The sequence below is a fragment of the Enterobacter cloacae complex sp. IR5441 genome, from assembly GCF_049238215.1.
Lineage (GTDB): Bacteria > Pseudomonadota > Gammaproteobacteria > Enterobacterales > Enterobacteriaceae > Enterobacter > Enterobacter hormaechei_C.
On the sequence record NZ_JBMKIA010000008.1, the window covers coordinates 46076 to 59045 of the forward strand.

The 12970-nt window shown below is 58.4% G+C and carries 17 protein-coding genes, 1 pseudogene and 1 riboswitch; of the genes and pseudogenes, 6 read left to right on the plus strand and 12 right to left on the minus strand.

Annotated elements, in window-relative coordinates; all coding sequences use genetic code 11:
* Positions 1-26: 26 nt before the first annotated feature.
* Positions 27-196, minus strand: a riboswitch (M-box (ykoK) riboswitch).
* 159 nt (positions 197-355) lie between these two features.
* Positions 356-859, plus strand: coding sequence for a DedA family protein (locus ACOTX5_RS11140; RefSeq protein ID WP_015570881.1), 504 nt, complete (start codon positions 356-358; stop codon positions 857-859).
* A 1-nt stretch (position 860) separates the two neighbouring features.
* Here the strand turns inward: ACOTX5_RS11140 and ACOTX5_RS11145 are convergent, their stop codons facing one another.
* Positions 861-1610, minus strand: coding sequence for an SDR family oxidoreductase (locus ACOTX5_RS11145; RefSeq protein WP_234101231.1), 750 nt, complete (start codon positions 1608-1610; stop codon positions 861-863).
* 100 nt (positions 1611-1710) lie between these two features.
* Between ACOTX5_RS11145 and ACOTX5_RS11150 the strand changes: the two genes are divergently transcribed.
* The gene (locus ACOTX5_RS11150) at positions 1711-2070 is read left to right on the plus strand and encodes a winged helix-turn-helix transcriptional regulator (protein WP_017384779.1); all 360 of its coding nucleotides are present in this window, start codon (positions 1711-1713) and stop codon (positions 2068-2070) included.
* A gap of 66 nt (positions 2071-2136) precedes the next feature.
* Here the strand turns inward: ACOTX5_RS11150 and ACOTX5_RS11155 are convergent.
* Positions 2137-2244: pseudogene (locus tag ACOTX5_RS11155) on the minus strand (winged helix-turn-helix transcriptional regulator); the annotation flags it as partial.
* 152 nt (positions 2245-2396) lie between these two features.
* On the opposite strand from ACOTX5_RS11155, the gene agp reads away from it, so the two are divergent.
* Positions 2397-3638, plus strand: a complete 1242-nt coding sequence (gene agp / locus ACOTX5_RS11160; protein WP_045911596.1) for a bifunctional glucose-1-phosphatase/inositol phosphatase — start codon at positions 2397-2399, stop codon at positions 3636-3638.
* A gap of 32 nt (positions 3639-3670) precedes the next feature.
* On the opposite strand, the gene ACOTX5_RS11165 is transcribed toward agp, so the two are convergent.
* Together ACOTX5_RS11165 and wrbA are read right to left on the minus strand one after the other, a co-directional pair.
* Positions 3671-3898, minus strand: coding sequence for a YccJ family protein (locus tag ACOTX5_RS11165; RefSeq protein ID WP_006809324.1), 228 nt, complete (start codon positions 3896-3898; stop codon positions 3671-3673).
* Between the two features lie 18 nt (positions 3899-3916).
* Entirely contained in the window at positions 3917-4513 is a 597-nt protein-coding gene (wrbA, locus tag ACOTX5_RS11170) for an NAD(P)H:quinone oxidoreductase (RefSeq protein WP_006809323.1), read from the minus strand.
* Positions 4514-4904: 391 nt separating this feature from the next.
* On the opposite strand from wrbA, the gene ACOTX5_RS11175 reads away from it, so the two are divergent.
* The gene (locus ACOTX5_RS11175; protein WP_001273664.1) at positions 4905-5075 is read left to right on the plus strand and encodes a general stress protein; all 171 of its coding nucleotides are present in this window, start codon (positions 4905-4907) and stop codon (positions 5073-5075) included.
* Positions 5076-5191: 116 nt separating this feature from the next.
* Complete coding sequence (locus ACOTX5_RS11180; protein WP_045911597.1) at positions 5192-6112, plus strand: DMT family transporter; 921 nt, start codon at positions 5192-5194, stop codon at positions 6110-6112.
* A 110-nt stretch (positions 6113-6222) separates the two neighbouring features.
* Here ACOTX5_RS11180 and rutG read toward each other — a convergent pair whose 3' ends face one another.
* From rutG to rutA, 7 genes are read right to left on the minus strand one after another with little or no spacing between them, the layout of a single operon-like run.
* Positions 6223-7545 (minus strand): pyrimidine utilization transport protein G, encoded by a 1323-nt coding sequence (gene rutG, locus ACOTX5_RS11185; RefSeq protein WP_047727484.1) that lies wholly within the window; start codon positions 7543-7545, stop codon positions 6223-6225.
* Between the two features lie 21 nt (positions 7546-7566).
* Complete coding sequence (rutF, locus tag ACOTX5_RS11190; RefSeq protein WP_040117474.1) at positions 7567-8058, minus strand: NADH-dependent FMN reductase RutF; 492 nt, start codon at positions 8056-8058, stop codon at positions 7567-7569.
* A 12-nt stretch (positions 8059-8070) separates the two neighbouring features.
* Positions 8071-8661 (minus strand): malonic semialdehyde reductase, encoded by a 591-nt coding sequence (locus ACOTX5_RS11195; RefSeq protein WP_017384774.1) that lies wholly within the window; start codon positions 8659-8661, stop codon positions 8071-8073.
* A 9-nt stretch (positions 8662-8670) separates the two neighbouring features.
* Positions 8671-9471 carry a pyrimidine utilization protein D gene (gene rutD / locus ACOTX5_RS11200; protein WP_045911599.1) on the minus strand — a complete coding sequence of 267 codons (801 nt, stop codon included), beginning with the start codon at positions 9469-9471 and terminating at the stop codon, positions 8671-8673.
* A gap of 7 nt (positions 9472-9478) precedes the next feature.
* Complete coding sequence (gene rutC, locus ACOTX5_RS11205) at positions 9479-9865, minus strand: pyrimidine utilization protein C (protein ID WP_015570870.1); 387 nt, start codon at positions 9863-9865, stop codon at positions 9479-9481.
* Between the two features lie 11 nt (positions 9866-9876).
* Positions 9877-10566, minus strand: coding sequence for a pyrimidine utilization protein B (gene rutB, locus ACOTX5_RS11210; RefSeq protein WP_045911600.1), 690 nt, complete (start codon positions 10564-10566; stop codon positions 9877-9879).
* Positions 10566-11657, minus strand: coding sequence for a pyrimidine utilization protein A (gene rutA / locus ACOTX5_RS11215; protein WP_003858092.1), 1092 nt, complete (start codon positions 11655-11657; stop codon positions 10566-10568). Before rutA ends, rutB begins: the two co-directional genes overlap by 1 nt.
* Positions 11658-11902: 245 nt before the next feature.
* Between rutA and rutR the strand changes: the two genes are divergently transcribed.
* Positions 11903-12541, plus strand: coding sequence for an HTH-type transcriptional regulator RutR (gene rutR, locus ACOTX5_RS11220; RefSeq protein WP_045911601.1), 639 nt, complete (start codon positions 11903-11905; stop codon positions 12539-12541).
* On the opposite strand, the gene ACOTX5_RS11225 is transcribed toward rutR, so the two are convergent.
* On the minus strand, positions 12538-12933 hold the full coding sequence (locus ACOTX5_RS11225) for a lysozyme inhibitor LprI family protein (protein WP_045911602.1): 396 nt from the start codon (positions 12931-12933) through the stop codon (positions 12538-12540). The two genes, rutR and ACOTX5_RS11225, sit on opposite strands and share 4 nt — an antisense overlap.
* Between the last annotated feature and the right edge of the window lie 37 nt (positions 12934-12970).

Consider the following 12970-nt stretch of genomic DNA (forward strand, 5'->3'; position numbering starts at 1 on the left):
GGCGAGCAAGACAGGGCATGTCGGAAAGGAGATCCCCACGTCCTGGGTTCAGCACTGTACACCGTATCCCACAAGGGAAGTTATACTGACAAAGCCTTGATTCGACAGTGCCTGTTTTACCCTGTGCCGGTTCTCTCGAACCCACCAGAGCGATAACGTGTATTTGTACAGGAGCCTCGCCATAACGAGATCGTTGTAAAACGAGAGGGATAATACGCCTGTTTAAATTTAGTGCTCAGAAAATTAAATAATGTTTAAGAACGGTTTAGGTAAATCTTATTAATAAAATGTTGAGGGTTTATTTAAGGTTATTCATTTTAAATGGACAATTAAATTATTAACGGGGGAGGGGAAAATGACATGGTTTGATAACCTGCTGAATCATTTTGCGCTATATCCGGCACATCTGTTTGTGCTGTTATTCGTGATGGCGCTGAGCAAATCGACGGTGCTGATCTCCTCCGTGCTGCCGCCCGCGTCGGTGATGCTGCTGGCAGGCATTACCGTCAGCCAGGGGAGCATGCATCCTGCGCTGACGTGGCTCGCCGTGGTGATGGGGGCAACGGCGGGTTCGGTGCTGAATTACCATATCGGCCAACTGATGGGGCATACCCGGATGGTCACGCGCTTCACCTCAAAGCATGCCAATAAGTTCCTGCGGGTCCAGCATCAGCTGCAAAAGAACGGAGTCATCGTGCTTTTTACGTCGCGCTTCCTGGCGGTGTTGCGTTACATCGTCCCGCTGGCGGCCGGGATGCTCAGGCTGAACGCCGTCAAGGTCTACGCCGTCAGCCTGCTTTCCGCCTGTGCGTGGGCGGCGCTGTATGTCGGCGCGGTCACCGGCATCAGCGCCTTTTGAATTACAGGCTCCCCATTCCGCCGTCCACCAGCAGTTCCGTTCCCACCGTGTAGCTCGACTCGTCGGAGGCCAGATAGAGTGCGGCTTTTGCCAGCTCGGTCGTCGAGCCCATTCTGCCCAGCGGCACCAGCTTAATGACCTCTGCCATCATCGCGTTAAGCGCCTCGTCGCTTAAGCCCGTTTTCGTAAACGCCGGGGTTTCCACCGGACCGGGACTCAGACCGTTGACGCGGATCCCGCGCGGCAGCAGCTCCGCCGACAGTGTACGCGCCAGCGACAGCAGGGCGGCCTTGCTCGCGGCATACGCGCTGCTGGTGGGCAGGCCGATGCGCGCGCTCACGGAGCCGCAGAGGATCACCGAGGATGGGTTATTCAGCAGCGGCAGCAGCGCCTGAATTAAAAAGAACGGTCCTTTCAGGTTGATGTTCATCAGACGATCCCAGGCCTCTTCCTGCCAGGCTTCCAGCGGCGCGTGCGTTACGTCACCGGCGTTGAGAATGACCGCATCCAGGCGTGGCCAGCGGGCGGTGAGGGTCTCCGCCAGCGCTTTTTGCGACGAAATATCGCCTGCGTCGGTTGGGATCACCCAGGCCTTATCGCCCAGAATGCGCTCTGCTTCGACGAGGGTATCCGGGTTGCGTCCGGTCACGGCGACGCGCGCCCCTTCGGCGATAAACGCCTGCGCGGTGGCGAGACCGATACCGCTGGTGCCGCCGGTAATCAACGTATACTTATCGGTTAAACGACCCATGTTCTTCTCCTGAAATGTCTCTGGAGAAAGCACTATAGAAACGTTAGTATCGAAAGGAAACCAGGTACCAAATGGATACTAACGAGGCAAGAGGTGTGAAATGGCAGAGCTGCTGGAAGCGTGCTGCGAAAAAAAATCTGAGGCGTATACCTGCCCGATGACGCAGTTTGTGAACCTGATTTCCGGTAAGTGGGCGATCCCCATTCTCTATCGCCTGATTGTGTTCAATACGCCCGTTCGCTTTGGCGATCTGCTGCGTGCCGCTGCCCCCATCACCCAGAAAGAGCTGACGAAGCAGCTGCGCCTGTTTGAGCAGCGCGGGCTGGTGACGCGAACGGTCTACCCGGAGATCCCGCCGCGCGTGGAGTATCAGATCACCGAGCTGGGGCTAACCCTTCAGGACGCACTCTCGCCGCTGGCCGCCTGGATGAGCGAATACGGCGACCAGCTTCAGCGTTAGGCTACTGTTTTACGTAGCGCGGATCCCCGCTTCATCGGTGAGATAGGCCACCAGAATATCGACTGCGACCCCGCAGCGCGCGTCGCGAACAATCAGCAGCGACCACCAGTCGCCGATAATATCCAGCGAACGGGCGACGGGGCAGGTGCTCTCTTCAAGGCGGGTACGTTTCACAGCGAATTCTCCGGTGGGGTATGGTTTTTTTATAAAACTCATCGGCACACGCCGTAAGCACGTTAATCATCAGTTTGAGAAATGCTTCCCGAAAAACCTGTCACGGATCTGTCACACTCAGGGCGACATTAAAAACGTGTGAGGAATTAGGGATGAGAAAAGCACTACTCGCAGTTGCCGTGGCAGGTACCCTTTCCGTGACCTTTGGCGCACAGGCGCAGGACACGCCGGACGGCTATCAGCTGGAACAGGTGCTCATCATGAGCCGCCACAACCTGCGCGCGCCGCTTGCCAATAACGGCAGCGTGCTGGAGCAGTCCACGCCGAAGCAGTGGCCGGAGTGGGACGTCCCGGGTGGACAGCTCACCACCAAAGGCGGCGTACTGGAAGTGTATATGGGTCACTATATGCGCGAGTGGCTGGCAGAGCAGGGGATGGTGAAGACGGGTGAATGCCCGCCAGCGGATGCCGTCTATGCCTACGCCAACAGCCTCCAGCGCACCGTGGCGACCGCGCAGTTCTTTATCACCGGCGCGTTCCCCGGGTGCGATGTTCCTGTGCATCACCAGGAAAAAATGGGCACCATGGACCCCACCTTCAATCCGGTCATTACCGATAACTCCCCTGAGTTTCGCGAGAAAGCGTTGAAAGCGATGGAGACGGAACGGCAGAAAATGCAGCTGGATGAAAGCTACAAACTGCTGGAACAGCTGACAAACTACAGCGAATCGCCGTCCTGCAAGGAGAAAAAAGTCTGCTCCCTGACGGAGGCGAAAGATACGTTCAGCGCCGATTATGAAAAAGAGCCGGGCGTCTCTGGGCCGCTGAAGGTGGGTAACTCGCTGGTTGATGCGTTCACGCTTCAGTATTACGAAGGCTTCCCGACAGACCAGGTGGCCTGGGGGGAAATCAAAACCGATCAGCAGTGGCGCGTGCTGTCGAAGCTGAAAAACGGCTATCAGGACTCGCTGTTTACGTCGACGGAGGTGGCGCAGAACGTGGCTAAACCGCTGGTGAAGTACATTGATAAAGCGCTGGTGACCGAACAGGCAAAAGCGCCAAAAATCACCCTGCTGGTGGGGCACGACTCCAACATCGCCTCGCTGCTGACCGCGCTGGACTTCAGGCCTTATCAGCTGCACGACCAGCAGGAAAGAACCCCGATTGGCGGTAAAATTGTCTTCCAGCGCTGGCATGACAAAAACACTAATCAGGAGCTGATGAAAATTGAGTATGTCTACCAGAGTTCAGAGCAACTGCGTAACGCCAGCGTACTGTCGCTGCAATCCCCTGCGCAGCGCGTGACGCTGGAGCTGAAGGGCTGTCCGGTGGATGGCAACGGCTTCTGTCCTGTCGATAAATTCAATGCGGTGATGAACAACGCGGCGAAATAGAAGATAACCCCCCGCGTGGGCGGGGGGAACGTTCAGACGTTTTTACGTTCGATGGTTTGCTCGCCCCAGAACAGCGAGTCTTTGTCGGTTTTTTCGAAGGCGCGAACTAGCACTTCATCGTTGCCTTCTTCCCAAATCTGCTCAGCCAGCTTTTCGTCATAATTGGCGACTTCAAAGATGGCTTCGGCAATCTCCGGAGAGGTATTGCGTAAACTTGCCCATTCGCCCACGTGGTGAGCTTTGGATTCTTGAGTTGGCATACTTGTCCTCCTGTTGGGTTAGCCGTTCAGTTTTTTGGCAAGACCCGCGACGTATTCACCCTGATAGCGGGCGATTGAAAGTTCTTCATTGCTTGGCTGACGTGAACCATCGCCACCGGCAATGGTGGTCGCACCATACGGTGTCCCGCCACGAACCTGGGAAACATCGAACAGTTCCTGCGCGCCGTAGCCAATCGGCACAATCACCATCCCATGATGGGCAAGAGTAGTCCAGGTGGAGGTGATCGTCTGCTCCTGGCCGCCGCCCGTGCCGGTAGAGCTGAACACGCTGGCCAGCTTGCCGTATAACGCGCCGGAGGCCCAGAGCCCGCCCGTCTGGTCGAGGAAGGTGCGCATCTGGCCGGACATATTGCCGAAGCGGGTCGGGGTGCCGAAGATAATGGCATCATAGTCCGCGAGCTCCTGCGGGGTGGCGACCGGGGCGTTTTGTGTTTTCCCCCCGGCTTTGGCGAAGGCTTCCGCCTGCATGGTTTCCGGTACGCGTTTAACCACGACCTCAACGCCGTCTACTCTGTTTGCGCCTTCTGCTACTGCGTGAGCCATGGTTTCAATGTGTCCATACATGGAATAATAGAGCACCAGAACTTTTGCCATTTTGCATCACTCCTCGTTGGTTTTTCTTACAGCGGATCGCTGCGTTCCTTTAAAGATATGACATCACAGCCAGACTGCAAAAATGAACGGCATTTCTTTGATATATAACAATATCTTTTGGTTACGCGCCTTGTAGCAAAATGAAACAACTTTCGCGGCGCGGATTTTTCAAAATATAAGAATGGCTTATGAATAACTTCCCCGATATTTCATACGAAAGGCTGAGATCATGTTGCAGAATATTACCTCTCGCTTGCCGGATAGCCGCATTACACTAAGCTTAGTTTCACGCGGCACAGATAAAGGCACTGTCCTTGAGCCGCGAGGTGAAAGAATCCTCTTTTACTGAATGCAATATGATGTCTAATGTTTCACACTCTGGAGGTTAGAGATGGCAAACCATCGTGGTGGTTCAGGTAATTTCGCTGAAGACCGTGAAAGAGCATCAGAAGCAGGTCGTAAAGGTGGCCAGTCTAGCGGGGGCAACTTCAAAAACGACCCTCAGCGCGCATCAGAGGCTGGTAAAAAAGGGGGTAAAAATAGCCACGGCAGCAACAAGTAGTACGCCGGGTTAACTCCCTGCCGCCGGGTTTCCCGGCGGTTTTTTTATGTCTGCTACATTGAACTGTCATCAAAGGCATCGCACACTACAGGATTGATTCTTCGTGCTGGTGTCCCATGTCCGTTTCCCGTTTTACCTTCTCCATTAAGCCTCAGGAAGCGATCCTGATTTTGATCACCATGTTCTGGGGCGGAACCTTTCTTGCCGTTCAGTACGCGGTCACGATAAGCGATCCGTTTTTCTTTGTAGGGCTGCGCTTTGCAACCGCGGCGATTGCCGTGGCGCTTATTTCGCTGAAAACCCTGCGCGGGTTGACCTTGAGAGAGCTTAAGGCGGGTGTCACCATTGGTGTGGCGATTGCCATGGGCTACAGCCTGCAAACGTGGGGGCTCCAGTCTATCTCCAGCAGTAAATCCGCCTTCATCACCGCCATGTACGTACCGCTGGTGCCGCTGTTGCAGTGGCTGTGCCTCGGCAGAATGCCGGGCCTGATGTCGTGCATTGGCATCGTGCTGGCGTTCATCGGACTTATTTTATTAGCCGGGCCGGAAAATAATCTGCTGGCGCTGGGGCCGGGGGAGATCATCACTCTGGTGGGGGCCGTCGCCATTGCGGCAGAAATTATTCTGATTAGCGCCTGGGCAGGAAAAGTGGACGTCAAGCGGGTGACGGTGGTGCAGCTTACCACCGCGTCGCTGGTGGCGTTCGCGACGATGGTGCCGGCAGGGGAGTCCGTCCCGCCGATGTCTACCGGGCTTATCGTCGTGGCGCTGGGGCTGGGCATTTTCAGCGCCATTATCCAGGTCACCATGAACTGGGCGCAGCGCAGCGTATCCCCAACTCGGGCGACGGTCATTTATACCGGTGAACCGGTATGGGCGGGTATTTTCGGGCGACTCGCCGGGGAGCGTCTGCCGCTGCTGGCGCTGGTGGGCGCGGCGTTTATTATCGCCGGGGTGCTGGTGAGCGAGTTGAAGTTAAAAAAACGACGTAAGGCGACTGCCGGATTGAGCGCTGAACAAGGGGCAGATAGCTAATAACGCGCAGCCTGCCCGTTTAGCCCGGCGGCGCTTCGCTTGCGCGGGCCTACTTGCCAATTGTAGGCCGGGTAAGCGTAGCGTCACCCGGCAAGAAAGCGGCACGTATTTCAGGTGGAGGGGGTGATGGCTTTTCCTTGCGGTACATCCCTTTTCCGGCGGCTCAGCAGGGCGTTGAGCAGGATCGCGCCGAAGGTCGCCGTGCCAATCCCGCCCACCGTAAACCCGCCCAGCGTCAGGGCGAAATCACCCGCCCCCAGCACCAGCGTTACCGCCACCATGATCAGGTTACCGTTCTGGCTCAGATCAACATGGTTCTGCACCCAGATGCGTGCCCCCGCGACGGCAATCAGACCAAATACCACAATCGAGGCGCCGCCAATCACGGGGGCCGGGATGGTGTGGATCAATGCGCCGAATTTTGGGGAAAAACCGAGCAGCATCGCCATCACCGCCGCCGCCACGAAGACCAGCGTCGAATAGACTTTGGTCACTGCCATCACGCCGATGTTTTCCGCGTAGGTGGTCACGCCGCTGCCGCCGACCGAGCCGGAGAGCATGGTCGCCAGACCGTCTCCCACAAACGCCCGCCCCATATACGGATCCATATTGCGCCCGGTCATTCCCGCTACGGCTTTCAGGTGGCCCAGGTTTTCAGCCACCAGAATCACCGCGACAGGCGCGATGAGCATCATCGCCTGAGCGTTAAAGGTGGGGGAGGTCATCTGCGGCAGGCCGAGCCAGGCGGCCTGGTGAATCAGTGTGAAATCAACCGGTTTGCCGAGACCGAACACGTTCGCCAGCAGCGCGTAGATCAGACAGGCCGCAATCAGCCCGACCAGGATCAGCAGCCGTTGGATCATGCCGCGCGTAAAGACCGCCACCACGCCGATGCACAGCACCGTTATCACCGCCATCCAGCTTTCAAACGGCGAGCCGGATACGCTCTTCACCGCAATCGGCGCGAGGTTCAGGCCTATCGCCATCACCACCGCCCCGGTGACGACGGGGGGCATCATTCGCTCGATCCAGCGCGTGCCGACTTTCATCACCACCAGACCGGTCAGGGTGTAGACTAGCCCACAGGCGATAATGCCGCCGAGGGCCACGCTCAGGTTGGGGTTAATACCCTGACCGTTAAACCCGGTCGCTGCAATGACCACCCCCACGAAGGCGGCGCTGGAGCCCAGATAGCTGGGCACACGCCCGCCGGTGACAAAAAAGAACAGCAGGGTACCCATACCCGACATCAAAATGGCGAGGTTAGGATCCAGCCCCATCAGCATGGGCATCAGCACCGTCGCGCCAAACATCGCGACCGCATGCTGCACGCCCATCACCATGGTCTGCCCGAGCGGGAGCCTTTCATCCGGCGCGACCACGCCTGCTTCTGTGGAGGTCGATTTCAACTGCCAGTGGGGAAGTCCGAACATGATCTGTCTCCTGAATGCGGATTAACAGGCGGGTCGCATAAGTGCGTGATAGCCGCGGTCAAACCACACCAGCCCTTGCGGCGCCGGGTGGCGTACGATGGATACAATGTCGCAGAACAGAATGTCGTGAGTACCGACGCTGACCACCTGGCTGATACGGCAGTCGAACGAGGCGAGCGCGTCCTCCAGACGCGGGCAGCCCGTGTCGCCCGTTTGCCAGCGAGCGGCGGCAAAGCGTTCCGCCATCGGCGTTTTACCGCCAAACAGGTTGGATAATGGCTCCTGTCCGGCACTCAGTGTGTTAACGCACAGGGTGCGGTTTTCGCTAAACGTCGACCAGACGGACGCGCCACGGTTGAGGCAAACCAGCAGAGTGGGCGGGGAATCGGTTACGCTGCATACCGCGCTGGCGGTGAAGCCCGCTTTTCCCGCCGGGCCGTCGGTGGTGATGATATTGACCGCTGCGCCGACGCAGGCCATAGCGTCGCGAAAGGTTTGTTTATCCGGTGTCATCACATTCGCTCCTTACGCCAGCCCGCAGGCATCGTCAAAGGCCAGACGCGGCAGGCGTCCGTACTGTTTGGTCGTATCGCCATAGCCGATGTTAATCAGCAGATTGCTTTTGAGCAGCGTGCCCGTGAAATAGGCCGCGTCCACTTTTTCCCGGTCAAAACCCGACATCGGCCCGGTGTCCAGCCCGAGCGCGCGACAGGCGAAAATCAGGTACGCGGCCTGCATCGAACTGTTGCGAAAGGCGGTCTCTTCCGCCAGCGCGGGGCTTGCGGTAAACCAGCTTCTGGCATCGCCGTGCGGGAACAGTTCAGGCAGGCGCTCATAAAACTCGCTGTCCCAGGCGACAATCGCCGTGACCGGGGCCGTGAGCGTTTTCTCCAGGTTGCCGCTGGTGAGCGCCGGGCGCAGCTTCTCTTTTCCTTCCGGGCTTCGCACAAACACAATGCGCGCCGGGGAGCAGTTGGCGGACGTCGGCCCCCATTTCATCAGGTCATAAATCTCGCGCAGCGTCTCGTCACTGACCGGTATATCCAGCCAGCCGTTATGGGTACGTGCGCCGGTAAACAGCGTTTCCAGCGCGGCGGGCGTGATGGCTTCGCTCATTCAAGCTCCTTACAAAGCGGGTTCTGGGCTGTGCAGCAGGCTGGCAAGCCCGTTCAGCAGCAGAGTGTTAAAGGTGTCCGGCGCGGTAACGTTGCAGGCATGCCCGCCCTGGCGCATGACCGTTTTGCGGGCGTGCGGGAGGGCGGCGTGCAGTTCAGCGGAGCAGACGGACGGCACCAGCAGATCGTCGGTGGAACAGATAATCTGCACGGGGCAGCGAACGCGTGCAGCGTGGCGGCTGAAATCGGCCTGTTTAAGGGCATGCAGCCTGCGCAGCAGATTGGCTTTGCCCTGAAAATGGGCCAGCGCCAGCGCGTCCTCGGCCTCCAGCCGCGGGGCGCGGGCGGCCATCCAGTCTGCCGGGTAGAGGAACAACGGCTGTGCCTCTACCCACGCCTGCGCCCCGCCCGCATGCAGCAGACGTTCGCGAACGTCAAAACAGCGGCGGGTATGGGCATTGAGGGTCAGCCAGCCGTTGACGCAGACCAGCGCGGTGAGGGCGTCGGGCTTATCGATAGCCAGCCGCAGACCGACCAGCGCCCCCAGCGCGTGGCCGACCACGCAGTAACGGGCGATCCCGGCCCCGGCTAACGCCAGCGCAAGCTCGTCGGCCATGTGTGCGAGGGTGTAGTCTTCCGGCAGGGTATCCGGGTTGTTCCCCGTGCCCCGCTGGTCGTAGCACACCACCTGATACTCCTGCCCCAGCACGGCGAGCTGGGGCAGCCAGTAGCTGCCGCTGCCGCCGAGCCCGGCAATCAGTACCACCACGGGCGCGCCCGCAAAGGGGGGCGGTGAAATGGACAGTATCATGGCCGCCTCACTTCGCGATGTGCGCAACGGTGGCAATTTCAACCAGCGCTTCGGGCTTTACCAGCCCGCACTGGATGCAAAACCGCGCCGGTTTATCGCCGGGGAAAAACTCCGCGTAAATCTCGTTAATCGCGGCGTAGTTTTTCCAGTCGGTGATAAAGATGCTGTTGAAGGTCACGTCCTCCATCGTCCCACCCGCCGTTTCGATCACGGTTTTGATTGTCTCCAGCACGTGGCGGGTTTGCGCCTTTGGGTCATCGATAAACACCACGTTGTTGTCTTTATCAAACGGCAGCGTGCCCGAGACATACACCACGCCGTCGGCGAGGGTGCCGGGGACAAACGGGGCAATCGGGGTGCTGGTGCCCGGCGGAATAATCACGGATTTCGGCATAGCGGTTCTCCTCAGGCGATGCGGGCGAGCGGGGGATCCAGCGCGTCGCAGAAATCATTGACGTTACTGACCCAGCCAAAAAAGGTTTCGATATTGAACAGGGCGGCTTTCTGGGCAAAATCCGGCCCGGCCTGATGGGTGGCATCCTCCAGCACCACCCCAAAATACTCGAGGAAAAAGCCGTCGCGCAGGGTCGACTCCACGCACACGTTGGTGGCAATGCCCGTAAAGACCAGATGGCGAATGCCCCGGCTGCGCAGCAGGCTGTCGAGCGGGGTATTGAAAAAGCCGCTGTAGCGCGGTTTCGGCAGCACGATATCGCCGGATTCCGGTACCAGCTCATCCACCAGCTGATAATCCCAGCCGCCTTTCGCCAGCAGCGTGCCCTGGAGTTCGGGCCGTTGGCGCATGGTTTTCAGGGCGTTGGATTTGTGAAAGTTGGGTGAGCCGGGACCGCCAGCCTCGACGTACTGGTCGTCCCAGCCGTTCTGGAACCAGACGATCAGCATGCCCGCAGCACGTGCGGCGCTCACGGCGGTTTTGATGTTCTCAATCACCGGCTGCGTGGTGGAGACGTCAAACCCGGCCAGATCCAGATACCCGCCTTTACTGGCATAGGCGTTTTGCATATCCACCACGATCAGCGCGCTGCGCTGCGCGTCAAAGGTAATGGCTTCCGGGCGAGCGTTGAGGGTCGTCATTACGCCACCTCCTTCGTCACGGCAGGGATGTGGGCGCGGCACTGCATCAGCGGCTGAATGCGCTCGCCGAAAGTTTCCACGCCGGTGAGAAAATCATCGAAGGTCAGCAGCACGCCTTCGGCGCCGGGCACGGCAGCCACTTCGTCGAGCATTCTGGCCACGCTGGCATACGAGCCAACCAGGGTGCCCATGTTGATATTGACGGCAGACGTCGGGTCGGCCATCTGGCGAACGTTGGTGTCCGCGCCGGAGCGGGTATCCTTCTGGCTCTGCTCGGTAAGCCAGCTCAGCGCTTCGTCATCCGCGCCGTCCTTGTATCGTTCCCATTTGGCGCGCGCGGCGTCGTCGGTTTCGTCGGCAATCACCATAAACAGCACGTAGGAGCCCACGTCGCGCCCGGTTTTGTCGGCGGCCGCTTTCATGCGTGCCGCGGTGGGCGCGAAGGCGGCCGGGGTGTTAACGCCTTTGCCGAAGCAGAAGTTGAAGTCGGCGTATTTCGCCGAGAATTCCATTCCCGCGTCGCTCTGTCCGGCGCATATCACCTTCATCGGCACCGACGGCTGCGGGCTGACGCGGCAGTCGTTCATGGTAAAGAAGTCGCCTTTGAAATCGCTTTTGCCGGTGCCCCATAGATCGCGCAGCACCTGCACATATTCAGTCAGGTAGTCGTAACGACGGGAGAAGTAATCGTCCCCCGGCCAGATCCCCATCTGCTCGTACTCCGGCTTTTGCCAGCCGGTGACCAGGTTAACGCCAAAGCGCCCGCCGGAGATGGAGTCGATGGTGGAGGCCATCCGCGCCACGATTGCCGGGGGAAGGGTAAGGGTGGCGGCGGTGGCGTAAATCTGGATGCGCGAGGTTACCGCCGCCAGGCCCGCCATCAGGGTGAAAGACTCCAGGTTGTGGTCCCAGAATTCGGTCTTACCGCCGAAACCGCGCAGCTTGATCATCGAGAGCGCAAAGTCGAAGTGGTAGTGCTCCGCTTTCTGCACGATGGCTTTATTCAGCTCAAAGGTCGGCATGTATTGCGGGGCAGTGGTCGAGATAAGCCAGCCGTTGTTGCCGATCGGTACAAATACGCCAATTTTCATCACGAACCTCTCTTCATTACGTCGCAGGTGTCACGATGTTTTTGCAAAGGCAGTGCCAGTTTTGAAAATCACTTTGTTATTAATGTGTTAAATGATGGTTGTTAAAATTAACAGCGAAAATGTGGACTGGATGGTCAAAATCATTGCACAGAAAACAGGCACTCATGCGCGCTGAGGGTGCAGAAGGTCGTGGCGAGACGGGGGTTTTGCTATGCTGAGCGCAGGACAGAAAATGGAGAGCGAAAATGACACAAGGCGCAGTGAAAACACCCGGTAAACGTTCGCAGGCGGTGAGCGCCAAGAAACAGGCGATCCTCAGCGCTGCGCTGGAGACATTTTCGCAGTTTGGTATTCACGGTACGCGCCTTGAGCAGGTGGCGGAGCAGGCCGGGGTGTCCAAAACCAATCTGCTCTACTACTACCCGTCAAAAGAGGCGCTCTATATCGCGGTGATGCAGCAGATCCTCGATATCTGGCTGGCACCTCTCAAGGCATTTCGCGAAGAGCTGGCCCCGCTGGTGGCGATAGAGGAGTACATACGCCTGAAGCTGGAGGTATCGCGTGATTACCCGCAGGCATCAAGGCTGTTCTGCCTGGAGATGTTGCAGGGCGCGCCGCTGTTGCAGGCGGAGCTGACCGGCGATTTAAAGCAGCTGGTGGACGATAAATCGGCCATTATTGCCGGATGGGTCGCCAGCGGAAAACTGGCGCCCGTCGATCCGCATCATCTGATCTTCATGATTTGGGCCTCAACCCAGCACTACGCTGACTTCGCGGCCCAGGTCGAGGCGGTGACCGGTAAAACGCTCCAGGACGAGACGTTTTTCCAGAGCACCCTGGAAAACGTACAGCGGATGATTATCGAAGGGATCCGCGTGCGCTAGTTCCCCGGCGGAAGAGGGCAGCTTAAGTCGCCCTCTTCACACTGCATCAGCGTGGCCAGAAACGCTTCGCGCTCCGCGGTTTTCTCCGCCAGACACTGGTTAACGATCATTGGCTGAACGCTCCCGCCTTCCGTACCCGAACCGATAAACGCACAGTCCGCATCGCGCAGGTTGATCCACGCCTGCTGCGCCTTTTTCAGCAGATCGCGCTGAGGCGCTGCCGCACGTTTGATGGCAGCCTGATACGTCTCGTTGAGCTTTTTATCGGCGGCCTGGTACTGCTGCGCGCTACAGGTGTTCAGTTCAAGCTGGGTGGTCGCGTTATCGCACTCGTCGGCCAGCGCGCTGGCGCTCATGAGCAGGGCTGCACCTGCGAGAAATACTCTTTTCATCATCCCCTCCATGTAAAAAAGCCGGATACGCTGTGCT

Excerpts from the sequence above, each read along its gene's own strand:
- rutA (WP_003858092.1), bottom strand. The coding sequence starts at position 11,657 with ATGAAAATTGGCGTATTTGTACCGATCGGCAACAACGGCTGGCTTATC.
- rutB (WP_045911600.1), bottom strand. The coding sequence starts at position 10,566 with ATGACGACCCTCAACGCTCGCCCGGAAGCCATTACCTTTGACGCGCAG.
- ACOTX5_RS11140 (WP_015570881.1), top strand. The coding sequence starts at position 356 with ATGACATGGTTTGATAACCTGCTGAATCATTTTGCGCTATATCCGGCA.
- ACOTX5_RS11175 (WP_001273664.1), top strand. The coding sequence starts at position 4,905 with ATGGCAAACCATCGTGGTGGTTCAGGTAATTTCGCTGAAGACCGTGAA.
- ACOTX5_RS11150 (WP_017384779.1), top strand. The coding sequence starts at position 1,711 with ATGGCAGAGCTGCTGGAAGCGTGCTGCGAAAAAAAATCTGAGGCGTAT.
- ACOTX5_RS11195 (WP_017384774.1), bottom strand. The coding sequence starts at position 8,661 with ATGAGCGAAGCCATCACGCCCGCCGCGCTGGAAACGCTGTTTACCGGC.
- rutD (WP_045911599.1), bottom strand. The coding sequence starts at position 9,471 with ATGATACTGTCCATTTCACCGCCCCCCTTTGCGGGCGCGCCCGTGGTG.
- ACOTX5_RS11180 (WP_045911597.1), top strand. The coding sequence starts at position 5,192 with ATGTCCGTTTCCCGTTTTACCTTCTCCATTAAGCCTCAGGAAGCGATC.
- agp (WP_045911596.1), top strand. The coding sequence starts at position 2,397 with ATGAGAAAAGCACTACTCGCAGTTGCCGTGGCAGGTACCCTTTCCGTG.
- ACOTX5_RS11145 (WP_234101231.1), bottom strand. The coding sequence starts at position 1,610 with ATGGGTCGTTTAACCGATAAGTATACGTTGATTACCGGCGGCACCAGC.
- ACOTX5_RS11225 (WP_045911602.1), bottom strand. The coding sequence starts at position 12,933 with ATGAAAAGAGTATTTCTCGCAGGTGCAGCCCTGCTCATGAGCGCCAGC.
- rutC (WP_015570870.1), bottom strand. The coding sequence starts at position 9,865 with ATGCCGAAATCCGTGATTATTCCGCCGGGCACCAGCACCCCGATTGCC.
- wrbA (WP_006809323.1), bottom strand. The coding sequence starts at position 4,513 with ATGGCAAAAGTTCTGGTGCTCTATTATTCCATGTATGGACACATTGAA.
- ACOTX5_RS11165 (WP_006809324.1), bottom strand. The coding sequence starts at position 3,898 with ATGCCAACTCAAGAATCCAAAGCTCACCACGTGGGCGAATGGGCAAGT.
- rutR (WP_045911601.1), top strand. The coding sequence starts at position 11,903 with ATGACACAAGGCGCAGTGAAAACACCCGGTAAACGTTCGCAGGCGGTG.
- rutG (WP_047727484.1), bottom strand. The coding sequence starts at position 7,545 with ATGTTCGGACTTCCCCACTGGCAGTTGAAATCGACCTCCACAGAAGCA.
- rutF (WP_040117474.1), bottom strand. The coding sequence starts at position 8,058 with ATGACACCGGATAAACAAACCTTTCGCGACGCTATGGCCTGCGTCGGC.